This window comes from Nitrospirota bacterium (assembly GCA_040752355.1).
Taxonomy (GTDB): domain Bacteria; phylum Nitrospirota; class Thermodesulfovibrionia; order Thermodesulfovibrionales; family Dissulfurispiraceae; genus JBFMCP01.
On record JBFMHE010000007.1, the window covers coordinates 86,036 to 109,705 of the forward strand.

Genomic DNA, 23,670 nt, shown 5'->3' on the forward strand with positions numbered 1-23,670 from the left:
GGCTTAGCAGCTTTCTGTTAGTACCGCACACGCTATGCGATGATGGGATCCATCGACAATGCCGGATGTCCCGCAGCGGAGAGATGCTCCAGAAGCTTCTCCGAATCCTCGCAGATCGTCTCGTCGGCGATCATATCGAGGAAGGTGGGGATACCGATCTCATCGCACTGCTTCTGGAAATCGTCCTTGATCCTCTCCTTGAGCGACTTGGGCATCCAGACGATTCTCTTGATGCCGCCGTCGCCGTAGAGGAATTTCCTGCTCGGGATGAAGTTCACGCCGATACCCATGAAGCCGGGGGTCTGGGCGCCGCCGCCGACAGTGCCGGCGAGAGTCGAGAACTTCATGCCGATAGGGGTCATCCCGGTAAATCCTCTGTTGACGATCATGACGCCGTTCGCCTCGGGGATGATCGCGACGATGCACTCGAAGCACCCGCAGGAGGTCATGGGGTTTTCCATGATCGTATAGAGGTTGAGGGTTTCTACAGCGCCGCCGGTCGCCTTCTTCAGGTACTCGTCAACGCCGGTGAAGCGTCCGAGCTTGGCATCGATCACGTCACCTTTCTGAATAGGCTGGTTGCCGCCGGTAGGATCGATTTCGAATGCGGCCTTGCCGTCAAGCCAGTTGTAGGCGCCGCAGAGCCCGAGCCGCTCGGGAGTGATGACGCAGGCGTGGCTCGGGGCAAAGGACTGGCAGAGCAGGCAGGAGTAGTAGGTGTCCACCGCCTCGTCCGTAAGGCTTCCGAGTCTCTGGTCACGCTCCTTGTAGGCGGCCCGCGCCTCTTCGAGCTGCTTGTTGACATCGGCCTCGTTGATATACAGCTTGACCTGCACCTTGTCGACAATGGATCTGAAGCGATTGTGGGTCATAGTCGCCTGAATGAGGCCGAGGTGCTCGAGGGTGAAGCCTTCTTTCTTGGCATTGGTGCTGATTCGTACCCAGTTGATGTCGCGCTGACCCATATGCCACACGCCCTGGGCCTCGTTGATATTGGAGTGTACTTTTCTCTCGATAACGGATTCGAAGTCCTTCTGCATCTTGCGGCCCGCGACCTCGATGACCATGCCGAGGGGCAGCTTGCCGCCTTTCTCGTAGAGCTCCTGCCAGCTGTCGCCGATGACGATAACCTTGTTATCCTCGGGGATATCCTCGAGCTCGACCATCTTGACCCACTCGAAGGCGGGCGTCCGCTGGCCGCCGAACTCGATGAAGGTGTCCTCTTTCCTGATCCTCTCACCCTCGAAGGCCGGGCCGTAGGAGACCGGGATCGGCGGCTTCTCGACGATGATCTTGAGGCCCCGCAGCTCGATGCCCCTCTGGACGATCTTCGAATGGTCGAGCTCTTTGTCGACTTCCTCATAAGTACAGACGCCCGTGGGATGGATAACGGGGACATCGGTGTCGGCGATCGCAGGGAATCCCATATTGATGGCGCCGGCGCCGGTGGTCCACTTGATGTCGTCCAACGGACCGAGGGCGATCGCGAACGCGAAGACCCTGTCCTTCTGGTACTTCAGGTGCTCTTTATAGTCACCGGGCTTCTTGCCGCCGAAGATGAGGGAGGCCCTGATCGCCCAGTCGAGGGCATACAGGGTATGAATCGTGTCGGGCCCCAGCGGAACGATACGCGCGTCCCATCCGAGCTCGACGCCCTTTCTCAGGAGCTGTTTCGTAACGCTGTCGCCGTTGGATTCTCCGGAAAGGAAGGTCAGGATGTTCTTTTCCTGGAGCTCCCTTACTATGGTTACCGCGATATCGTCGGTGGGAGCCGCCCCGAGGATGGCGGCGAATCCCGGCATCGAGCCGTCGACGAGCTGGATACCGAGGTTCCTCTGGATGGTATCGGAAATGAAACCGTTATACACATACCCTGTTTCAGGGTCCTTGCAGGGCTCGAGCCCGTTGATATACCGCAGGGCGAGAATGATCTCCTCGGCGAACAGCGTAGCCATGCCGGAATCGAGGGCCTCGCCGAGATAAGGGGTCCACATCTTCTCTTCCGGCTCCGGGTGCTGCAGTTCCTTAGCAAAACCGAGGGCGGTCTTCATATCGCCCAGGGTCTTGACCGCGAATCCGGTCATTGCGTAAATCATGGGAAGGTGGAACGCGGTGTCGGGGAACTCGAACGCAAAATCGTTTCCCTTCTCCGCGATCGCCTTCTCGAGCATCTCCTCAGCCTGCGCAACAAGGGTGTTCGCGCCTCTGATGGCTGCTGTGGCAATGAGCTTTGACATCCTGACCTCCTGGAGTCTAACCTTTCTTAGGTTTATTGAGTGTTACTAACATTTTAGTATAAATTACCCGCTACCGTGCTTTCAAGAAAGCAGGCAGCCCGTTCGCCTCTCTCGGCCCCACCGTCACCTTCCAGCCCGGGAGCTTCTCCTCTATCGCGCCGCTCAGGATCGCCACATACCCGGGGATGATCAGCTCCTTGTTCTTGATCTCGTTCTCGATGCCGCTCTCCTGGAGAAAGGCGGCGATCTTCGATGCGGTGAACTTGCCCGCAGCCCAGCCGGTGAGCACCGAGAGCCCCTCGCTGTCGAGGACCGCGAGCCTGCAGGGCACCTTGCTGTTCTCGATCTCGCCCGAGACGATGAAGTAGGTGAGGGAGAAGTTCGTCGTGATGAGCAGCGGCGACTCGGGGGAGGGCTCGCCGATCTTGTAGATCTTCTGCTCCACCTGCATCGGCACCTGCGGGTCGGTGTAGATGTTCTGCCGCAGGGTGAAGAGGGCGAGGTTCTTCCACCGCTCGATGCTGTTCATGACGACGATGGAAGCGTACTTCGCCACGCCGAGCATGCCGAGGAGCAGCTCGAGCATGCGGTCGTCCCGCTGGGCGAAGGTGATCACCGGGTAGCCGACGGACTTCACGTTCTTCTTCACCGCCGCTCTCCTGATGAACGTATTCTGCTCGAGGATCTCCTTAGCGGTCCGCGCGCCGCCGTCGATCACCATGTCCTCCACGCCGAGGCCCTTGATCTTCTCGGTAAGGTCCGTGAGCTCACCGAGCCCCTTTGCGGCGACGCCGAGGGTGACCTTGTAATTCTTCGCCAGTCCTGCCAGCGCCTCTGCATTGGAAGCATTAGCGCCGTAGAGGATAGGCTTTTTGTCGCCGACGATCTTGAGCGCCGCTTCCGCAGCCGCCGCATTGCCCGTCCCGAGGATCAGGGAGACTCCCGGGGCCTTGGCGGCGATCGCCTTCACCGCGCCCTCGAACGTGCCGGCGTCGCTGGAGGCGTTGTTCACGAAGATCGCATCGACTCTCAGCCTCTGGCCGACGCGCTCGATCTCCGAGTTGAGCACCCCGTCGACGATCGTGCCGATCTCAGCCTCGGACATCGTGTCCTTCACCTCGACGGCAAAGGCGCAGGGGTTCACGAACTTCTTTTCGTGCCTGAAGAGGACCGTCTCCTCGCCCATCTTCATCGCCTTGTCGCCCGCGCCGAGCGTAATCGGCCGCACGGGAGGAGCGGACGCCTCGCCGAGAATCCTCTTCGCCTCTTCGGAGACGTCGGGGCACGAATCCAGCGTCGCCTGCCGCTGGGCGAGCTTCATGGCAAAGGCGAGACAGGTCGGGTGCCCGCACTTCTTGCAGTTGGTTTTCGGAAGCAGCTTGAATATTTCAACGCCTGACAGAGCCATATAGTCTTACCTCCCTTACATTAATTCGTCGATGAATTTTTCGACGGCCTTGACCGCCTCGGGATGCCGCATGATGAGCAGCTCGGCGCCGGCCATCATCAGCGCGCCGGCGGTGGTGACTTCCCAGGCGATGCTCCGCTCCTCGAGCGAGCCGCCTATCGGGAGGTCGGCCTCGGAGGCCTGGGCCTCTTTCACCTTCCACGCATAAAACCCTACGTCGGCGAGCATCGGCTGCTGCATGGTCACATCGTTCTGGGTGAGCGCCGCGAGCCTGATGCGCTCCATGACCGAGTAGGTGTATTCGAGGCCGTAGCCCAGCGCCGACGACATCGGGTCGGTGAGTATCTTCTCTTTATCGAACCCCATCTGGGTGATGAGGATGTTGAGCTGCTTGGAAAGGTTGATATCGAGCTCGGACATGGCGATCAGTTTGTGGTCGTTCGCCATCGCCGCGGCAGCGATCGTCTTGTAGTTGGCCTCCTGGGCCTTGCCGATGACGCAGTTCTTTCCCTTCGCTGCCTCGGCGACGGCGACGAGCACCGCCGAATCCTTTTCGACGTGGTTGCTGCCGAGGATGATCAGGGGAACCTTGATCGCGGCGAGGACATCCTTGACGGTCTTTGCAGCGTCTTCCGGCGACCGGTTGTCGCGGTCGGGATGGGTGCCGACGAGCCTGAGGGTGATCGCCTTCGCTTTCAGCTCGTTCTGGCAGTACTGGGCCCACTTCACCGGGTCAGCCGATACGGCGGCGTACGGCTTCTTCACCATGTCGGGCCAGTCTTCGGGAGCTACATCCTGGACTTCATACGCAACGAGCGGCCTGTTGGGCACATTCCCTTCGAAGGCATGGAAGGGGAGCACATTCTCTCCGCCGATCCTGGCAGCGCCCTCGGTGCCGATGGTAACCTCATACACTTTTCCTGAGTACGTCTCTTTCGGTGCAGCAAAAGCCATGGTAACCTCCTACATTTCGAGATAGGAATGTGCGTAAAGGGTGTTGCCCGTTATCACATCGATGGTTTTTACGGTCTCGACCACCTCATGCGGGTCGGCGATCGCCGCCGTCAATCCCTCGTACATGAGCAGCGCGAGATAGTATTTATTCAGAATGGGTCTGAGCGGCTTGGGACAGCCGTTCGATATATTGCTGAGGCCGACGACGGTCTTCATCGGAGGGTCATTGAGCTCCTGGAACATCTTGATCGCCTGAACGACCTTGATGGCCTGGTCCTGCGTCGTGGCGATCTGGAGCACGAGGGGATCGAGGTAGAGGTCCTCGAGAGGAAGGCCGTACTCCATGGCGCGCGCCATGATCTCCGAAGCGATGGCGGCGCGCTCTTCGGCATCGGCGGGAAGGCCGCCTTTTCCTACGGTGAGGCCGATGACCTGGCAGCTGTACTTCGCGCCGAGCTCGAGGATGGGAAACCGCTCGGGGTCGTTGGAGGTGGAGTTGATGAGCGCCCGTCCCCATTCATTATTATGGACCTTGAGACCCGCCTCGATCGCCTTGAAGTTCGTCGTATCGAGGCAGATGGGCAGCGGCACCACCTCCTGGATGGTGGTCACCATCCACTGCATCAAATCTTCTCCCCCGTCTTCCGCAGGGCCGATATTCGCATCGATCATGCCCGCTCCCTGCTTCCACTGGTTCGTGGCTATCTCTTGAATAGGCCCTTTGTCCTTCTTCATCATAGCCTCCCGGACCCGCTTGGCTATAATGCTCAACTTCTCCCCGATTACCAGCATCTCTCTTCTCCTTTCCGTTGCAGAATATAGTTTGTTCAAACAAAATCGTTGAATATTAACGAAAATATAAACGATTAATGTATCACAAAACGAAACCGTATTGTCATGAGTTTATTTTATGCATCTATAAACGACATCCGGCATGCTCGGGGGCCTTCGCCGTATAAGGGCGCCCTTACGCTGCCTACGGTATCTGCAACGACTGGAGAATAGAATAGAGCGCTTGTACCGCCCTGGCATCCTCGGGGAGCTCGAAGACCGGCTTTCCCTCCAGGTCGTACTTGAAGATCATTTCATCCTGGGGGACCAGCCCCGCCACCACGACACCGGCCTTCTCGGCCATTTTCCTCAGCTCTTCGCCTTCGTATCCTATCACCCGGTTTATGATCAGCACTCTTCTTTCTACCTCGAGCTGCAGCTCATCGACGAGCCTGTTGATCCGCTCCGCGGTCATGACGCCCTTTACCGTCGGGTCGCTGACGATGATCAGCAGATCGACCCTGTGCGTCGTCCTCCGGCTCAGATGCTCCATGCCCGCTTCGTTGTCGATGACCACATAGGGATATTTCTCGGAGAGCAGATCGGTGTATTTCCGGATGATGTTATTGGCGGCGCAGTAACAGCCGGGACCTTCCGGCCTCCCCATCACCATGAGATCAAAACCCTTCGCCTCGATGATGGATTGCTGCACCTGGTAGTCGAAGAGCTGCTCCATCGACATGCCGCCCGGCCTGTCGCCGCCGCCCCTGACCGCCTGCAGGGACTCTTCTCTCAGGCTCCCGATGGTCGCATGCACGTCGAGTCCGAGGGCCTCATTCAGGCAGGCGTTGCTGTCTGCGTCCACGGCGAGGACAGGACCTCTCCTCCTGCTCACCAGATATTTGACCACGAGCCCGGCGAGGCTCGTCTTTCCTGTTCCTCCCTTGCCTGCAAAGGCTATTGTGAAGGCCACCTCTGAGCTCCTCCTGGAAAATGCGCTCTCTACGGTTTTTACCGGCAGGATACAGTTATGCGTGCGACGCAACTACAGCGACAGCTATCTGTCTCTGCCTTCATTACTATGTTCAGCCTTTGACTTTCAATGCAGCACGATCAAGCCGGAAGGGCTGCCCTACTCCATACGCTCCAGGATTCCGGGCAATTCGAACATACTTTCTATTATAAAATCAGAACCACGTAAAAAGTCCAATGTTTTGTAACCGTAGGTAACACTCACGGTCCTGATCCCTGCCGCTTTCCCCGCCTCGATGTCGTAATTACTATCGCCGACCATGACCGCATCACGAGCATTAATACCAAATCTATCAAGGACATAGAGAATAGGCAGCGGCGAGGGCTTCCGCTCCTCCGTCGTGTCGCTACCAACAATTATATCAAGGTACTTAGCAAGTGCCAACTTTTCAAGAATCTTGACGGAGAGCGCCTCCCGCTTGTTCGAAATCACCGCTTTCCGGCAGCCCGTCAACTGTTCCAGGGTCTCCCGTACGCCGGGATAGACCGTCGTCTCGTCCACGAGATGCTCCGCATAGTACGCCAGAAAACGGTCAACAAGCGCATCACGACCGGCGTTAAGGTGTTCTTTAGCGATGACCTTCTCCATCAACCGGGTAACCCCTTCCCCGATGAGGCCGATGGTCTCCTTGACCGTGAGCGGTTGAACACCGTACGGCGCTATGGCATGATTGACGGCATTGGCGATATCGCGGCTCGAGTCAACAAGAGTTCCGTCGAGATCGAAGATGATGAGCTCAATCGGCATCCTTATACTGTAATAAAAAGGAGCGGCAAAGCTCAATCGCCACGGTCTCCCGCCGCGCTCTCCCGATAAAGGCGCAAGGGGCTTGAGTAAATGACTCTGGAAATGTAATATAGGGGAACTATGCTCCACAAGGACTATGGAACCTTCGGGCTCGTCTCGGTCTCACGGAAGAAAGCCCAGAAGATCGCCAGGATCGTCATCGCAGCGCTCGTCTCTGTTGCCGCAGCGTTTCTTCTCTTCCTCTATGCACAGTAACGCAGGCGCGCACGCTCGCTCGCGATATCGCCTTCTCCCCGATCCGCACGCTCCCGGAGCGCCCTCCGGCGAGAGCCCGCGCGCTGCCGCCACGGCGGAGCGAGGGCATACCGTTCGACAACCGTCATGGCGGAACTCATCATCATAGGCGGCGGACTCGCCGGAAGTGAAGCAGCGTGGCAGGCCGCAAGACAGGGTGCGGAGGTCGTGCTCTTCGAGATGCGCCCCCTTCACATGACCGAGGCGCACCGGACACCGCTCCTCGGCGAATTGGTCTGCTCGAATTCGCTCCGCTCGCAGGAGCTCGCCACCGGTCCCGGGCTGCTGAAAAAAGAGCTCGAAATCGCCGGCTCCCTGGTCATGAACGCTGCACGGGCGGCTGCGGTCTCCGCCGGCTCGGCGCTCGCCGTCGACAGGACGCTCTTCGCCGAATTCATTACGAAGTCCCTGGAGCGGCATCCGCGCATCACCGTCGTCAGAGAGGAAGTGAAGGAGATACCCGGCTCCCTCGCGGTCCTCGCCACCGGGCCGCTCACCTCGGGAGCGATGGCCGAGGCGTTGCGGTCGCTCGTGGGCGGAGAGTATCTCTACTTCTACGACGCCGTGGCCCCCATCATCGACGCCGGGAGCATCGATTACGGAAAGGCCTACCGGGCCTCGCGCTACGGCAAGGGGGGCGATGATTACGTCAATTGCCCGATGACCAGGGAGGAGTACGAGCGCTTCTACGATGCCCTGCGTGAAGCCGACACCGTACACTGCCGCGCCTTCGAGGACATCAAGGTCTTCGAGGGCTGCATGCCGGTCGAGGTGATGGCCGAACGGGGAAGGGACACCCTCAGGTTCGGTCCGCTCAAGCCGGTAGGGCTTCCCGACCCGCAGACCGGGAAGATCCCCTATGCCGTGGTGCAGCTGAGGCCCGAGAATAGAGAGAAGACGGCGTACAACATGGTGGGGTTCCAGACACGGTTGAAGTGGCCCGAGCAGAAGAAGGTCTTCAGGCTGATCCCGGGCATGGAGCAGGCGGAATTCCTGAGGTTCGGGAGCATGCACCGCAACACGTTCATCAACGCTCCCCTGCATCTCGACAACGACCTTACCTTCAAAGGCAGAGACACGCTCTACGGGGCAGGACAGATCACCGGGGTAGAAGGCTATATCGAATCGACCGCCATGGGCCTTCTTGCAGGCGTGCATGCGGCGCGGAGGCTCCGGGGCAAGCCGGCGCTGCTGCCGCCGCGGGCCTCGGCACACGGGAGTCTCGTTGCCCACCTCACCGGGTCCGATCCCCGTCTCTTCCAGCCGAGCAATATCAATTTCGGGCTCCTCCCTGCCGGCGACGGGACGATCCTCGGAATACGCGATAAAAAAATGCGGCGCGCCGCGATGGCCGACGTTGCATTACGGGAGTGGTCCGCGTATAGTTATACCATGGGACTCAATGGAGAGCCCCGGGCTCCCGATAAGTAATAGACTGCAGCCGGCCGGCACGGCGGCAGCAGGAGACGAGACCGCGTAATGGAAAAGAAGAGACGAAAAGACAGGATGCCCGCCCGGACCCGGGGCGGGGTTTCCGAGAGGGTGATGGAGCAATACGTTAAAAAGTTCCTTACCCATCTCGATGTCGAACGGGGCGTGTCGCCGCATACGCTCCGGGCGTATAAGCGGGATCTGCGCGACTTTGCCGCGTACTGCCCGGCAGACCCCGAGCGCATCGATATGATCGATATCCGGGGTTTTGTTGCGGAACAGATCATGAGGGGCAAGGGAAAATCGACGGTGGCGCGCAAGCTGGCGACGCTGCGGTCGTTCTTCACCTATCTCTATCAGGAAGGCTATGTCGCGGTCAATCATGCCAGGCTGGTGCCGACGCCCAGAGCGCCGAAGCGCCTCCCCAACTTCCTCTCCGTTGACGACGCCTTCGAGCTCGTCCAGACGCCCGAGGGAATGGGGCTCATCCCGGTCAGGGACCGGGCGATTCTCGAGCTGCTCTATTCGAGCGGTCTCCGGATAAGCGAAGCAGCGGGTCTCGCCATCGACGATGTGAATTTACGGGAGGGTCTCGTAAAAGCCCGGGGAAAGGGTAAAAAAGAGCGGATCGTGCCGATCGGCGAAAAAGCGCGCGATGCCTTGAAGTCGTACCTGATCGAGCGTATGCTCTTCAGAAAGAAGAGGGCACTTCCCGCCGACGACAACGCCTTCTTCCTGAACCGGAACGGCGAGCGGCTGACCGACCGCCAGATGCGGCGCATCGTCGTCAAGTATGCCCGGCTCATCGGCATCAACGGCCAGATCGGCCCGCATACCCTTCGCCACACCTTTGCGACCCATCTGCTGGTGGGCGGCGCTGACCTGAGGTCCATCCAGGAGCTCCTCGGCCACTCGTCGCTCTCGACCACGCAAAAATATACGCATCTCGATATCGGGCACCTGATCGATGTCTACGACAAGGCGCACCCCCTCGCCGACAGAGAGGGGCCTAAGGCTCCGCCGCCGAAGACAAAAAATCCGTAGGGACTTGGATTTTGGGTCTGCTGTTGGTTTAGAATTGAGAGAGCAGCGTTTCGCACTGGAGGAATTAACGATATGTTTCACGGCACGACCATTCTCTGCGTCAGGCGCAACGGCAGCGTTGCGATTGCGAGCGATGGGCAGGTCACGATGGGGAGCACGGTAGTGAAGCACAATGCCAAGAAGATCAGGACGATGTATAATGACAAAGTCCTTGCAGGCTTTGCCGGGGCGACGGCGGACGCCTTTACGCTCTTCGAGAAGTTCGAGTCGAAACTCGAGGCGTACCGCGGGAACCTCACCCGCGCGGCGGTCGAGCTCGCCAAGGAGTGGCGTACCGACCGCATATTGCGGAGACTCGAGGCGCTGCTGCTCGTCGCCGATGCGGAGCACACGTTCATCCTCTCGGGAACGGGCGATGTCATCGAGCCCGAAGGCGGGGTCGCCGCCATAGGCTCCGGCGGGCCCTATGCGCAGGCATCGGCCCGGGCGCTCTACGAGAACACCGGCCTTCCCGCCGTAGAGATCGTCAAGAAGGCTATGGAGATAGCTTCCGATATCTGCATTTACACGAACAAGACCGTAACGATAGAGGAGTTACATGGATAAGTTCACCCCGAAAAAGATCGTCGCCGAGCTCGACCGGTTCATTATCGGGCAGGACAGGGCCAAGCGGGCCGTCGCCGTTGCCCTGAGAAACCGGTGGCGGCGGCAGCAGCTGCCCGAAGACCTGAGGGACGAAGTCCTGCCGAAGAATATCATCATGATCGGACCGACGGGCGTCGGCAAGACCGAGATCGCCCGCAGGCTCGCCCGGCTCGCGAACGCCCCCTTCCTCAAGATCGAGGCATCGAAGTTCACCGAAGTCGGCTATGTGGGCCGCGATGTAGAGTCCATGATCAGGGACCTCATGGAGATCAGCCTGAACATGGTGAAGACGGAGCATATGGAGAAAGTACAGGAGAGGGCGAAAGTGCTTGCCGAAGACCGGGTGCTCGACCTCCTGCTCCCTGCGCCGAAATTCGCCCGGGTCACGACCCCCGACGACCAGGAGCGCGAGGCCTACAGCGATACGCGCGAGCGGCTGCGCGCACAGCTGCGGGAAGGAAAGCTCGACTCCCGGCATGTCGAGGTCGAAGTGAAAGAAAAGATGATGCCCTTCGGCGTCGTCTCGAACGTCGGCATGGAAGAGCTCGAGATCAATCTCAAGGAGATGCTCGGCAATTTCCTGCCCGAGAAGGCGAAAAGAAAAAAGGTCAAGGTCTCCGAAGCGCTGGCCATGCTCACCCAGGAAGAGGCGGGCAAGCTCATCGACATGGAGAGGGTGACCAGGGAGGCGCGCGAGCGGGTCGAGCAGGCGGGGATCGTCTTCATCGACGAGATCGACAAGATCGCGAGCAAGGGGAGCGCCCACGGTCCCGACGTCTCCCGCGAGGGAGTGCAGCGGGACCTGCTGCCTGTTGTCGAGGGCTCGACCGTCAATACCAAGCACGGCCCGGTCCGGACGGACCATGTCCTCTTCATTGCTGCCGGCGCGTTCCATATCGCCAAGCCCTCCGATCTCATACCGGAGCTCCAGGGAAGGTTCCCCATACGGGTCGAGCTCGAATCGCTCGGCAAGGATGATTTCGTAAGGATCCTCACCGAGCCCTACAACGCGCTCATCAAGCAGTACGTTGCCCTGCTCGAGACCGAAGGCCTCACCCTCGCCTTCAGCGAGGATGCGATCGACGAGATCGCGACGATCGCGGTAACGGTCAACGAGAAGACGGAAAATATCGGGGCACGGAGGCTCCACACCGTGCTCGAGCGGCTCCTCGAGGAGATTTCGTTCAATGCGCCCGATATGGGCAGGCAGACGCTGGCCATAGACCGGCCATACGTGAGACAGCGGCTGTCGGATGTCGTCAAGAATGAGGATCTCAGCAGGTATATCTTATAAACCGGAAGACCGGGACACGGGGACGCGGGGACGCGGGGAGTGTACTGCTTTCTGCCTCTTCTCATCCCCGTCTCTCCGTCTCTCCGTATCCTCCCTACTTCTTGCCCTGACCCTCGCCTCGTGCTCTTCCGTCCGCCATGTCGCTCCGCCGGAAAGTGCTACGTTCACCCCTGTTGAGCAGGCCGAGAGCCAGGAACGCCCTTCGGGCTTTCAGGAGCTCAAAGGGACGCGGCGGGAGTGTGTCGCCTCGTGGTACGGCCCCGAGTTCCACGGCAGGCCCACCTCGTCGGGGGAGCGCTTCAACATGCATGCGCTGACCTGCGCTCATAAGGAATTCCCCTTCGGGACAAAACTGAAAGTCATCAACACGAAAAATAAAAAAGAGGTGGAGTGCGTCGTCAATGACCGGGGCCCCTTCATCGCCGGACGGGAGCTGGACCTCTCCTATGCCGCAGCCAAAAAGATAGACCTGATCGGAGCGGGAATCCAGACCGTTATTATCGAGCCCCTCGGAAGAGACCTGCGCTATGCGAAATATATCCGCTACGGCGTAATGGATACGACGCTTACCCTCCAGGTCGGCTCCTTCAAGGAGGCGGTGAATGCAAAACGCCTGAAGATGGCCCTGGATATGAAGCATAAAAGCGTCTATATCATGGAGGCCGACATCGGCGGCACAAAATACTTCAGGGTAAGGATCGGCAAGTTCACCAGCAGGGATGACGCCGTCGCTCTCGGCAAGGCTCTTGCCGACGAGGGGTATACTATCCTGGTGACGAAGTTCGAGCAGCAGCTGTAATAAGAGATCATTGCTGAGCAAGGGAGCGGAAATGGAGAAACTGGTCGAAAAGGCGCAGATACTGATCGAATCGCTGCCGTATATACGGAACTTCTACGGAAAGACCTTTGTCATAAAATACGGGGGCGCGGCGCAGGTCGAAGAGGCGCTCAAGGATTCCTTTGCCCAGGATGTGGTCCTCCTGAACTTCATCGGCATCAAGCCGATCATCATCCACGGCGGCGGACCGCGGATCAGCCAGACCATGAAGAAGATGGGCAAGGAGCCGGCCTTTGTCCAGGGGCAGCGGGTAACGGACAAGGAGACCATGGACATCGTCGAGATGGTCCTGGGCGGCCTCATCAACAAGGAGATCGTCGCCCTCATCAATAACCACGGCGGCAAGGCGGTGGGTCTCAGCGGCAAGGACGGGGGCCTCATCAGGGCGAGGAAAAAGCTGCTCAGGAAGACGGCCGGGACCGGCGGGGAAGAGGTGATCGATATAGGGCTGGTCGGCGAAGTAGAAGCCGTTGCTCCCGATATCATCGACGCCGTCGAGCAGGGGGGATTCATCCCCGTCATTTCGCCGATAGGCGTCGGCAGCAAGGGGGAGGCCTATAACATCAATGCGGATTACGTCGCCTCCGCTATCGCCGCAGCGCTGAAGGCGGAGAAGTTCATTCTCCTCACCGATGTTCCCGGCATCAACGACAAGAAGGGCGACATCATCTCGACGGTCCACAAAAAAGAGGTGAAGAAGCTCATCGACAACGGCACGATTACCGGAGGAATGCTCCCGAAAGTGCAGGCCTGCACGCGCGCTATCGATGCCGGGGTGCGGAAGACCCACATCGTCGACGGGCGGGTCCCCCACTGCCTTCTCCTCGAGATATTCACGAAAGAGGGGATAGGAACCGAGATCGTAGGGTAGGCGCACGGCGCGGGAGCCGTCCGCTACTCGAAGACGACCCTGTTCTTGCCCTCCCGCTTCGCCCGGTAGAGCCGATCGTCGGCGGCGACCAGCAGATCGTCGGGCGAGGTGCCGTCCTGGGGAAAGGTCGCGACACCGAAGCTCGCCGTCAGAGAGGCCCTCTTCTTCTTCGGGAGCTCGATCGCCTGCTGCTCGATCCTGCTCCGCAGCCGCTCAGCGGCGTAGGACGCGATACCGCTCGCCGACTCCGGCATGATGACGATGAACTCCTCGCCTCCGTACCGCCCTGCGATATCGGCCCTCCTGACATTGTCCGTGATCATCTGCGCGATGGCCCTGAGCACGGCATCGCCGGCCGGGTGTCCGTACGTATCGTTCAATCGCTTGAAATCGTCGAGATCGAGTATCACCACCGAGAAGCTCTTGTCGAGCCGTTTGCTCCGCTCGATCTCCTTGACCAGGAACTCGTGGATGAAGCGCCGGTTGTAAAGCCCGGTCAGGGGGTCCGTGGTCGAGAGCCTGATGTCTTCGGTGATGTCCCTGATAATGAGCTGTATCCTCCCGCGCTCCGCCTTCCCGTCGGTCTTTATGAAGAACCCCGAAAGCTCGTAGATCTGGCTGTCCTTCCTGAAGCGCACATCCTCCACGGTGCCCGACCTGCGGAGCCCTGAGCAGATCTTCTCCCAGGTCTTCACCGGTATGAGGCGGGTGACCGGCCTGTCGATGAGCTTTCTGCCGAACCTCGCCAGCACCATCTCGTTCACCCATGCCACCAGGTGCTCCTTGCGCGCGTCGCTCACCTCGATCATCATCTCGGGGAGGAGGTTCAGCACGTCCTTTGCATGGCGCAGCTTCCGTTCGAGGAATTCGCTGTAGTCCCCCTCCAGATTCCGGAGCACGTCCTTGATGGTGATAATCCCGAGGGCACGGCCTTCTTCGTCGTTGACGACCACCCTCCTGATATCACGGTCGTTCATCGCCGCGACGACATCGACGAGGGTCGTCGCCGGGTCGACGGCGATGACCGGCTTCGACATATAGCCGCTCACTTTCCTGGCAAGCGGGACCCTCCTGGCCGCCAGCTTGATGATGTCCTTCTCGGTGATAATGCCGACGGCCCTGCCGCTCTTTACCAGGGGGACGGAGCTGATCTTGTGCTTCACTATGATCTTCAGAACATCGTTGAGCGCTGCATCGGGAGGCGCGCTGATGAGAGGCTGCAGCCGGTCGAGGAGGTGTCGGACCCTGATCGCGGCCCGGTAGAAATCGTTTTCGAGATGCCGGAGCATGTCTTTCTGGGTGATCACGCCGAGAAAGTCGTTCTCCTCGTCGAGGACGATCATTCTCCTGATGTTGTTGTCGATCATCAGGTTCAGGGCGTAGCCGATCGTACGGTCGCTCTTCGTCGTGATGAGATGCTTCCGCGCATGCTGCTCGGCAGTCTCGTCGAGGTCGACGCCGTTGAAGAGGAGCTCGACGATATCGCGCTCGGTGAGAATGCCGAGGGGCTTCCTCCCGGCGAGAACGACCACGACCCCCTTGTCATTCTTGTTCATCAGCTCGATGAGAGTCCTCAGGGAGGCGTTCCGCCTGACGGAGAGATCCTTTTTCTCGACGATGGAGCCAAGCAGCAGGCTGATCATGTATGAGCCCTCTTCGGTGAGGTCGCGGCGCGGCATCGCTGCCCGTCCGTGCGGCCTATTATAGCAGAAAGCCTTTCACGATACCCAAATTCCTGCGGTCGTCCTCCTCGTCTTTCCTGGGTGTTTCGAGGATGAGGGGAATCCCTGCGAAGGCCGGGTGGTTGACGAACGTCCGCAGCCCCTCCCTGCCGATCGCGCCGTCGCCGATGTGCTCGTGCCGGTCGACGCGGGCGTTGAGCCCCCTCTTGGAGTCGTTGAGATGAATGAGCTGCAGTGCGCCGTGCCCCGGATGCCGGGATACCTCTTCGGCAAGGGCCGCAACACCGTCCGCACGCGTGAGGTCATATCCTGCGGCAAAGGCATGGCAGGTATCGATGCAGATACCGCCGATGAGACCGCTGCCGGCGCCGTTCACGATCTCGGCGAGCTCCTCCATCGAGGAGGAGATATCCCCGCGCTCCCCGGCGGTATTCTCCAGGAGCAGCCGGGACCTCCAGCTCCCTCTCCGCGCAACCTCTTTCAACGACGCAATCGCCCGCTTGCGGGCATTATCCGGCTCGTCCTGCGATGCGCTGCCGGTATGGAGGACCACGTACTCGGCGCCGAGCGCATCGGCGAGGTCCATCTCCTGCGCCAGGAGCGCCATCGACTTGTCGAGGACATCGCTGCTCACTGCAGCGAGATTGATCAGGTAGGAAGTATGGACATAGACGGGACGGATGTCATATGCCTTTCTCAGTTTTCTGAACTGCCGGACAGACTCTTCAGAGAGCGCACCGGCGTGCCACTGCCGCGGATTATGGGAGAATATCTGCATGGTGGTGCAGCCGAGCTCTTTCGCACGCTCCACCGAGAGATGGACGCCGCCTGCTATGGAGGTATGGACGCCGAGGCGCCTGCGGGTAGCCGCCATAAATTCCTCTTTTATACGAGGGTCAGCATTCAAGAATTATGATTGCTCCCTTCATTATAGCAAGCTTAATGCGGCTCATGCGGAGAGATCATCTCTGATTCAGACCTTTACTCTCTCCCCGGATACCCGTTCCTCTCAGGAAAGCCGAGCTCCGTTAAGAAGCTTGACAGCATAGCATATGTCATATATCATATATATGCACGGAGGGGTAGGTCATGAAGAGGACGACCATATTCGCTGAAGATGATTTACTGAGAGAGATCAAGGAAATCTCAAAAGACGAGGACCGGAGTGTGGCTGAGGTAATACGGGAGGCCATGGTCGTTTACGTCGCGCAGAAGCGGCGCAAGGCAAGAAAACTCTCGTTCATCGGTATCGGCGACAGCGGCAGGAGAAGCGTTTCGGAAAGGCACGAGGAGCTCCTCTGGAAAAAGGATTCAGAATAGATTCCGTCCTTCTCGATACAGGCGTCGTCTACGCCCTTGCAGACAGAAAAGACTCCTGGCACAAGCAGTCCGCAGCCTTCATAAGCGGGTTCAAGGGCAGGATCATCGTCCCGTCCTCCGTAATCCCCGAGGCATGTCATCTCCTGAATACCTATCTGGGCCGGATGGCTGAAAATGAATTCATCAGCTCCCTTATAAATAAAGCAATCACCATCGAACACTTCACCGCTCGCGATCTTGTGCGGGGTCTTGAAATCATGATGCAGTACAACGATCTCAATCTCGGCTTCACGGACGCCTCGATCATCGCCATATCGGAAAGGCTGAAAATACGAAAGATCCTGACTACGGACAGAAGGCATTTCTCGGCAGTGAGGCCGGAGCACTGGGATTCTTTCATCTTATTGCCGTAAAGAGCGGCTCTCGAGTAACCACGCCCTGCTTTCCTTGACACCCCAATATCTTTAGTGGTAACTTGTAGTTTATGCCGATCGAGTATAAAGATACCCTTAATCTACCACAGACCGACTTCCCGATGCGGGCGAACCTCAGCCAGAGAGAGCCCGAGATACTCGGGTTCTGGGCGGAGAAGCGCGTCTACCAGAAGCTCCAGGAGAAGAACAGGAATAACAAGAGCTATATACTGCATGACGGGCCGCCCTATGCCAACGGGAACATCCATATCGGCCATGCCCTGAACAAGATACTGAAAGACATCATCGTCAAATACAAGTCCATGCAGGGCTTGTATGCCCCCTATGTCCCGGGCTGGGACTGCCACGGCCTCCCGATCGAGCTGCAGGTCGACAAGATGCTCGGCGAGGAGAAGAAACGCGGCCCGGTCCTCGAGGGTGATAAGGTCGATGTGCTCCGCAAGCGGCAGCTCTGCAGGGAGTACGCCGACAAGTATGTGCACATCCAGCGGGAAGAGTTCAAACGCCTCGGCGTCTTCGGCGACTGGGACCGGCCTTATCTCACCATGTCGTACGGCTACGAGGCTTCGATCGTACGGGAATTTTTCCGCTTTGTGAAGAACGGTTCGGTCTATAAGGGGAAGAAGCCGGTCCATTGGTGTCCCTCCTGTGTCACGGCACTTGCCGAGGCCGAGGTGGAGTACGCGGAGAAAGAGTCGCCGTCGATCTTCGTCCGCTTCCGGGTCCTCGACGAGGATGCGGCGTCGTTCCTTCCCCAGCTGAAGGGAAGGGATACCTACATCGTCATCTGGACGACCACGCCCTGGACGCTCCCGGCGAACCTCGCCCTTGCGGTGCATCCCGACCTCGTCTATGTCGCGGTAGAGGACGGCAACGAGGCGCACCTCGTCGCCGAGGACAACCTTGCGCAGTTGAAAGAGCGGCAGGTGGTCAAGGGCGAGGTGACCGTCAGAGTGACGGGAAGCGCGCTGGAAGGCATGCGGGCGCGCCATCCCTTTGTCGACAGGGAGTCGAAGGTCATCCTCGGCGACTTCGTTACGGTCGGCGAAGGCAGCGGCATCGTACATATCGCTCCGGGCCATGGTGAAGACGACTATAACGCGGGGCTGCGGTACGGCCTCGACATCTACGCGCCGGTGGACGACAGGGGCAGGTTCACCAAAGCGGTCCCGCAGTTCGAGGGCCAGTTCGTCTTCAAGGCCAATGACGCCATCATCGAGACCCTGAAGGAGCGGCACGCCCTCCTCGGCGTCCAGACGATACGCCACTCCTATCCGCACTGCTGGCGCTGCAAGAAGCCGGTCATCTTCAGGGCCACGGCGCAGTGGTTCATCTCCATGGAGCACGGCGATTTGAGGGGCAGGAGCCTCAAGGAAATAGAGCGTGTCTCATGGATACCCGCCTGGGGAAGGGAGCGGATCTACGGCATGGTCTCGAACAGGCCCGACTGGTGCGTTTCGCGGCAGCGGGCGTGGGGCGTCCCGATCACGCTCATCACCTGCGACGACTGCGGCGCTTTTGTGAATGACGAAAAGCTCTTCGATGCCATCGTAGCGCTGACCGAGCAGCAGGGCGCCGACGCCTGGTTCAGGCTGGACCCCGCGGAACTGCTGGGCAAGGATTATACCTGTCCCGGATGCAGCGGCAGGTCCTTTAAAAAGGAGATGGACATCCTCGATGTCTGGTTCGACTCCGGGGTGAGCCATGCTGCGGTGCTGGAGCGGGATGACCGCCTCTCGTGGCCGGCCGACCTCTATCTCGAGGGGAGCGATCAGCACCGGGGCTGGTTCCAGAGCTCGCTGCTCGCCAGTGTCGGCACCCGGGGGAGGGCGCCCTACAACACCGTCCTGACCCACGGCTTCACCGTCGACGGACAGGGAAAGAAGATGTCCAAGTCGCTCGGGAATGTCATCGCGCCCCAGGAGATCATCAAGGCAAACGGCGCCGAGATCGTCCGCCTCTGGGTCTCTGCAGAGGATTACCGCGACGACGTGCGCCTCTCGAAGGAGATCATCACCCGGCTGACCGAAGCGTACCGGAAGATCAGGAACACCGCCCGGTACCTCCTCGGCAACATCTACGACTATGACGGGAAGGACTACAGCGGGAGTCTCCTCGAGATCGACCGCTGGGCGATGAGCAGGCTGCAGGGCCTGACCAGGAGGGTATCGGCCGCCTATGAAGAGTTCGACTTCCACGAGGCGTTCCACTCTCTCTACAACTTCTGCGTTGTGGACATGAGCTCCTTCTATCTCGACATCCTCAAAGACCGGCTCTACACCTTCAGAAAGGATTCCGCCGAGCGCCGGGCCGCGCAGTGGGTCCTCTACCGGATGGTGACCGATATGACGAAGCTCATGGCGCCCATACTCTCCTTTACCGCGGAAGAGATCTGGGGATACCTTCCGAGCAGAGACGCGGAGAGCGTCTTCCTGTCGCCGTTTCCGTCCGCCGAGAAGCAGTTCCTCGACGAACGGCTCGAGGAGCGCTGGGAAAAGCTCATCGCCATGCGGGATGAGGCGAACAAGGCCCTCGAGATAAAGAGGAAAGAGAAGGTCATCGGCAACTCCCTCGAGGCAAAGCTGGTCCTTTATCTTTCCGATGAGGACCTGCGGTTCTTGGAGGGATACCGTGACTTCCTTCCCGCCCTCTTCATCGTTTCCGAGGCGGAGCTGAAGCCCGCTGCGGAAAGGACCCCTGATGCCTACCAGAGCACAGAAATGACGGGTCTCGCCATCACGGTTGCACGCGCTGCGGGTGAGAAGTGCGAGCGGTGCTGGAACTGGAGCACCAAGGTGGGCGCCTTCAAGGACCACCCGGAGATCTGCGACCGGTGCCACCGCGCCCTCTCATGAAGCGCCGCGGCCTCCTGCCCTTCCTCGCCGTCGCCCTTGCGGTGGCGGCTCTCGACCAGATAACCAAGCAGCTCATCGTGACGCATCTCGGCCCCTTCGAGGTGATAGAGGTGACTTCCTTCTTCACTATCGTCTACGTCGAGAATACCGGCTCTGCCTTCGGCATGTTCAGGAGCCTGGGCAACGCCTTTTTCATCGCCGCGGCGGTCCTCGCCATCCTCTTCATCGGGTGGCTCATGGTCAAGGACAGCGACCACCGGCTGATCCTCTCCCTGGTGCTCGGCGGAGCTGCCGGGAACCTCATCGACAGGATACGGTACGGCCATGTCGTCGACTTCCTCGACTTCCATATCGGCGGCGTCCACTGGCCTGCATTCAATGTAGCCGACTCAGCGCTCACCATCGGCGTTACCCTCCTCATCATCACGATGCTCTTCCCGCCCTCCCGGAAACGCTAGGGTGTGTACGACTTAGTAAAGGTTCTCCTGCCCCTGCCGATAATAGAGGTGATCTGAAAGGTGCAGTTCGGGGGAATCGGACGGTGGGCGACCGCTTTACAAAAAGCTCCGAAGCAGGTAAAATGCATGCGATGCATGATCAGAAGGCAGAGGCTCTTTTCACCAAAGGGCTGAACGAGCTGCACCAGGGGCACACCCTTGCCGCCCTCGCCTCCTTTGAACGGGCGCTCCAGATCGAAGACAATCCCGACTACTACTCCTACCTCGCCTATTGTGTCGCGAAGGAGCGGGGCCAGATACGGAAGGCGATCTCCCTCTGCGAAGAGGCGATACAGAAGAGCCCGCACAACCCGGTCCACTATCTCAATCTCGGACGGGTCTACCTCCATGCCCAGAACAAGGAGTACGCGGTCGTCATCTTCCGCGAGGGACTGAAGTACGAGAAGAGCCAGGAGATCATCGACGAGCTGAACCGGCTGCACACGAGAAAACCGCCGGTCCTCCCCTTCCTGCCCCGCGACAATCCGTTCAACAAGTACCTCGGTATCGTCCTCAGGATTCTCCGTATCCGGTAGCCGCCTGCCGCCGGGTAATTTTTCCTTGATTTGCCCCGAATCATGTGCTATAAAGACTATAACGTCACCTGGACAGGGGATAGGGGGACTCCGTCATACTGTACCGGTCTTATGCCACCATGCAGCCGCCGGCGCTGACCATAGGAGAAGCTGAAAAACTCTTTGTTAAGGGGCAGAGCGCCTTGCAGAGGGGGCGCACCCTTCCTGCCCTCGCCTGTTTCGAAAAGGCTCTGGAACTTACCGATACCCCTCTTTATCGCTCCTACCTCGCCTACTGCATAGCAAAGGAGCGGGGACAGCTTAAAAAAGCGGTTTCCCTCTGTGAGGAAGCGATAGAGAGCGAGCCGCGAAATCCGGTGCATTACCTCAATCTCGGCCGTATCTACCTCCATGCGAAGAAGAAGGAAGAAGCGGTCTCCATTTTCAGAGAGGGGCTCAAGCACGAGATGCACGAAGAGATTATCGATGAGCTGCAGCGGCTCGTCTCGAGAAAGCCGCCGGTCTTCCCCTTCCTCAAACGAGAGAACCCCATCAACAAGTACATCGGCCTCGTCCTCAGCACGCTCCGCCTGAGATAGCTATCAGCTATCAGCTATCAGCCATCAGCATTCAGCTCTCAGCTCTCAGCTTGTCTCCCACTTCCCACTTCTTACTTCCCACTTATCCCCCCTCGATTGACTGCGTTCCGCTGCCGTGATATGCTTGAGTCATGCCTGAAAAGACAATAGAATCAATTAATATCAAACGAATCGAGATCCTCGATCAGGCGGGTGAGACGGACGAGGCGCTCATGCCCTCCCTCGCCGAAGCCGATATCAGGTGCCTCTATGAACTGCTCGTCCTTTCGCGCGCCTTTGACCAGCGCGCCCTGAGCCTCCAGCGGGAAGGGCGGCTGGGCACCTATGCCTCCATCCTGGGGCAGGAGGCCTCGCAGGTCGGCAGCGCTTATGCGCTGGAACAGCAGGACTGGGTATTCCCCTCTTTCAGAGAGACGGGAGTGCATATAGCGCGGGGCTATCCTGCCGAGCTCCTCTTCGCCTACTGGGCAGGCGATGAGCGGGGCATGCAGGCGCCCGAGGGCCTCAACATCTTCCCCATATCCATTGCCGTGGGCACGCACATACCGCATGCCGTGGGTGCTGCGATGGCGATAAAGTACCGCGGCGAGAAGACCGCGGTGGCAGCCTACTTCGGCGACGGCGCCACCTCGAAGGGGGACTTTCACGAGGGATTCAACATGGCCGGCGTGTACCGGCTCCCGGTCGTCTTCATCTGCCAGAACAACCAATGGGCGATCTCGATCCCCCGCGAGCGCCAGAGCGCTGCCAGGACGCTCGCACAAAAGGCGTTTGCCTATGGGTTCGAAGGCATCCAGGTCGACGGCAACGACATCTTCGCCGTCTATAAGGTGACCCGTGACGCCCTCCGGAAGGCGCGCGACGGAGGCGGCCCCACCTTCATCGAATGCCACACCTATCGTATGGCCCACCATACCACGGCCGATGATTCGACACGCTACCGCCACGACCGGGAGGTCGAGCTATGGAAGCCGAGAGACCCCCTTGCGCGGCTCCAGTCGTTCATGGAGAAGAAAGGCCTCTGGACCGAACAGTACCGGGCGGAAGCAGAGGCCCGCGCAAGGACGATCATTGATGACGCCGTAAAGAAGGCCGAGGCGATGCCGAGGCCCGATCCCGGCGATATGTTCACCTATACATACGCAGCCCCCTCCAGCCGCCAGAGGCGGCAGCAGGGAGCGCTCTGATATGCCGGCGCTGAACATGGTCCAGGCGATCAACCTCGCGCTCAGAGAGGAGATGCGGCGCGACAGGTCGGTTGTCGTCCTGGGAGAAGATGTCGGCAAAGACGGCGGCGTCTTCCGCATCACTGACGGCCTGCTCCCGGAGTTCGGCGAAGAGCGGGTGATCGATACCCCGCTTTCGGAATCGGGGATCGTGGGCGCTGCCATCGGCATGGCGGTCAACGGCATGCGTCCCGTGGCGGAGATACAATTCATGGGGTTCATCTACCCTGCCATCGACCAGATATTCTCTCACGCGGCGCGGATCAGGTCCCGCTCGAGGGGGAGGTTCTCCTGCCCCCTCGTGGTGCGGACGCCCTACGGCATCGGCATACGGTCCCCGGAGCTCCACTCCGAGAGCTCGGAGGCGCTCTTCTGTCACATGCCCGGTATAAAGGTGGTGGTGCCTTCGACGCCGTACAACGCGAAGGGGCTGCTGGCAGCGGCTGTCCGCGATCCCGATCCGGTGATCTTTCTCGAATCGACGAGGCTCTACCGGCTCATCCGCGAGGAGGTCCCCGAGGGAGCGTATACGCTCCCCCTCGGCAAAGCCAGGATCGTGCGGGAAGGGAAGGAAGTAACGGTCATCTCCTGGGGCAGCATGCTTCACAAGACGCTCCAGGCAGTCGATGGCCTCGATGCCGAGGTCATCGACCTGATGACCCTGAACCCTTTCGATGAGGAAACGATCACGGGATCGGTCAAGAAAACCGGCCGCGTGGTGATCGTCCATGAGGCGCCCAAGACCGGCGGCTTCGGCGCCGAGCTCTCGGCAACCATAGCCGAGGATGCGATGCTCTTCCTGAAGGGGCCGGTCCTGCGCGTCACCGGGCCGGATGCGGTGATCCCGCTGCCCAAGCTCGAAGAGCGGTATGCGCCCTCCCCCGAACGGATACGCAAAGCGCTCGAAGAAATAATGCGCTACTGAGACAAAAATTCCGGACCCCGGCATCCGGGCTCCAAGCGCCTTGGAAATGG

The 23,670-nt window shown here is 59.6% G+C and carries 23 protein-coding genes; 15 read left to right on the plus strand and 8 right to left on the minus strand.

Features of this window, described 5'->3' with window-relative positions; genetic code table 11:
* Positions 1-32 precede the first annotated feature (32 nt).
* The 6 genes from acsB to AB1805_06860 all read right to left on the minus strand — a co-directional run bounded on the left by acsB (position 33) and on the right by AB1805_06860 (position 7,150).
* Positions 33-2,237: an acetyl-CoA decarbonylase/synthase complex subunit alpha/beta gene (gene acsB, locus AB1805_06835; GenBank protein ID MEW5745133.1), complete on the minus strand. Its 2,205-nt coding sequence runs from the start codon at positions 2,235-2,237 to the stop codon at positions 33-35.
* Between the two features lie 70 nt (positions 2,238-2,307).
* The gene (gene acsC, locus AB1805_06840; protein MEW5745134.1) at positions 2,308-3,645 is read right to left on the minus strand and encodes an acetyl-CoA decarbonylase/synthase complex subunit gamma; all 1,338 of its coding nucleotides are present in this window, start codon (positions 3,643-3,645) and stop codon (positions 2,308-2,310) included.
* A 15-nt stretch (positions 3,646-3,660) separates the two neighbouring features.
* Positions 3,661-4,599 carry an acetyl-CoA decarbonylase/synthase complex subunit delta gene (locus AB1805_06845; GenBank protein MEW5745135.1) on the minus strand — a complete coding sequence of 313 codons (939 nt, stop codon included), beginning with the start codon at positions 4,597-4,599 and terminating at the stop codon, positions 3,661-3,663.
* A gap of 9 nt (positions 4,600-4,608) precedes the next feature.
* Positions 4,609-5,391, minus strand: a complete 783-nt coding sequence (locus AB1805_06850) for a dihydropteroate synthase (GenBank protein MEW5745136.1) — start codon at positions 5,389-5,391, stop codon at positions 4,609-4,611.
* Between the two features lie 184 nt (positions 5,392-5,575).
* Complete coding sequence (locus AB1805_06855; GenBank protein ID MEW5745137.1) at positions 5,576-6,343, minus strand: carbon monoxide dehydrogenase; 768 nt, start codon at positions 6,341-6,343, stop codon at positions 5,576-5,578.
* A gap of 159 nt (positions 6,344-6,502) precedes the next feature.
* On the minus strand, positions 6,503-7,150 hold the full coding sequence (locus tag AB1805_06860; protein MEW5745138.1) for an HAD-IA family hydrolase: 648 nt from the start codon (positions 7,148-7,150) through the stop codon (positions 6,503-6,505).
* A 120-nt stretch (positions 7,151-7,270) separates the two neighbouring features.
* On the opposite strand from AB1805_06860, the gene AB1805_06865 reads away from it, so the two are divergent.
* The 7 genes from AB1805_06865 to argB all read left to right on the plus strand — a co-directional run bounded on the left by AB1805_06865 (position 7,271) and on the right by argB (position 13,567).
* Positions 7,271-7,405 (plus strand): hypothetical protein, encoded by a 135-nt coding sequence (locus tag AB1805_06865; GenBank protein MEW5745139.1) that lies wholly within the window; start codon positions 7,271-7,273, stop codon positions 7,403-7,405.
* Positions 7,406-7,531: 126 nt separating this feature from the next.
* Positions 7,532-8,875: a methylenetetrahydrofolate--tRNA-(uracil(54)-C(5))-methyltransferase (FADH(2)-oxidizing) TrmFO gene (trmFO, locus tag AB1805_06870; protein MEW5745140.1), complete on the plus strand. Its 1,344-nt coding sequence runs from the start codon at positions 7,532-7,534 to the stop codon at positions 8,873-8,875.
* Positions 8,876-8,923: 48 nt separating this feature from the next.
* Positions 8,924-9,919: a site-specific tyrosine recombinase/integron integrase gene (gene xerA / locus AB1805_06875; protein ID MEW5745141.1), complete on the plus strand. Its 996-nt coding sequence runs from the start codon at positions 8,924-8,926 to the stop codon at positions 9,917-9,919.
* Positions 9,920-9,991: 72 nt separating this feature from the next.
* Entirely contained in the window at positions 9,992-10,525 is a 534-nt protein-coding gene (gene hslV, locus AB1805_06880) for an ATP-dependent protease subunit HslV (protein MEW5745142.1), read from the plus strand.
* Positions 10,518-11,858 (plus strand): ATP-dependent protease ATPase subunit HslU, encoded by a 1,341-nt coding sequence (gene hslU, locus AB1805_06885; protein MEW5745143.1) that lies wholly within the window; start codon positions 10,518-10,520, stop codon positions 11,856-11,858. The genes hslV and hslU overlap by 8 nt, the downstream gene beginning before the upstream one ends.
* The gene (locus tag AB1805_06890) at positions 11,830-12,657 is read left to right on the plus strand and encodes a septal ring lytic transglycosylase RlpA family protein (protein MEW5745144.1); all 828 of its coding nucleotides are present in this window, start codon (positions 11,830-11,832) and stop codon (positions 12,655-12,657) included. Before hslU ends, AB1805_06890 begins: the two co-directional genes overlap by 29 nt.
* A gap of 31 nt (positions 12,658-12,688) precedes the next feature.
* Entirely contained in the window at positions 12,689-13,567 is an 879-nt protein-coding gene (argB, locus tag AB1805_06895) for an acetylglutamate kinase (GenBank protein ID MEW5745145.1), read from the plus strand.
* A gap of 23 nt (positions 13,568-13,590) precedes the next feature.
* On the opposite strand, the gene AB1805_06900 is transcribed toward argB, so the two are convergent.
* Together AB1805_06900 and AB1805_06905 are read right to left on the minus strand one after the other, a co-directional pair.
* Entirely contained in the window at positions 13,591-15,210 is a 1,620-nt protein-coding gene (locus AB1805_06900; protein ID MEW5745146.1) for a diguanylate cyclase, read from the minus strand.
* Positions 15,211-15,268: 58 nt separating this feature from the next.
* Positions 15,269-16,123, minus strand: coding sequence for a deoxyribonuclease IV (locus AB1805_06905; GenBank protein MEW5745147.1), 855 nt, complete (start codon positions 16,121-16,123; stop codon positions 15,269-15,271).
* A gap of 215 nt (positions 16,124-16,338) precedes the next feature.
* On the opposite strand from AB1805_06905, the gene AB1805_06910 reads away from it, so the two are divergent.
* The 8 genes from AB1805_06910 (at position 16,339) to AB1805_06945 (ending at position 23,620) form a co-directional block, all read left to right on the plus strand.
* Positions 16,339-16,569, plus strand: a complete 231-nt coding sequence (locus tag AB1805_06910; protein MEW5745148.1) for a ribbon-helix-helix protein, CopG family — start codon at positions 16,339-16,341, stop codon at positions 16,567-16,569.
* The gene (locus AB1805_06915; GenBank protein ID MEW5745149.1) at positions 16,566-16,982 is read left to right on the plus strand and encodes a PIN domain-containing protein; all 417 of its coding nucleotides are present in this window, start codon (positions 16,566-16,568) and stop codon (positions 16,980-16,982) included. Before AB1805_06910 ends, AB1805_06915 begins: the two co-directional genes overlap by 4 nt.
* A gap of 71 nt (positions 16,983-17,053) precedes the next feature.
* A complete protein-coding gene (gene ileS / locus AB1805_06920; protein ID MEW5745150.1) occupies positions 17,054-19,858 on the plus strand; it encodes an isoleucine--tRNA ligase in 2,805 nt (934 codons plus the stop codon).
* Positions 19,837-20,316: a signal peptidase II gene (lspA, locus tag AB1805_06925; GenBank protein MEW5745151.1), complete on the plus strand. Its 480-nt coding sequence runs from the start codon at positions 19,837-19,839 to the stop codon at positions 20,314-20,316. Before ileS ends, lspA begins: the two co-directional genes overlap by 22 nt.
* A gap of 122 nt (positions 20,317-20,438) precedes the next feature.
* Positions 20,439-20,891: a tetratricopeptide repeat protein gene (locus AB1805_06930; GenBank protein ID MEW5745152.1), complete on the plus strand. Its 453-nt coding sequence runs from the start codon at positions 20,439-20,441 to the stop codon at positions 20,889-20,891.
* A 119-nt stretch (positions 20,892-21,010) separates the two neighbouring features.
* Positions 21,011-21,469, plus strand: a complete 459-nt coding sequence (locus AB1805_06935; protein MEW5745153.1) for a tetratricopeptide repeat protein — start codon at positions 21,011-21,013, stop codon at positions 21,467-21,469.
* Between the two features lie 131 nt (positions 21,470-21,600).
* A complete protein-coding gene (pdhA, locus tag AB1805_06940; protein MEW5745154.1) occupies positions 21,601-22,656 on the plus strand; it encodes a pyruvate dehydrogenase (acetyl-transferring) E1 component subunit alpha in 1,056 nt (351 codons plus the stop codon).
* Position 22,657: 1 nt separating this feature from the next.
* Entirely contained in the window at positions 22,658-23,620 is a 963-nt protein-coding gene (locus AB1805_06945) for an alpha-ketoacid dehydrogenase subunit beta (GenBank protein MEW5745155.1), read from the plus strand.
* The last annotated feature ends 50 nt before the right edge of the window (positions 23,621-23,670 follow it).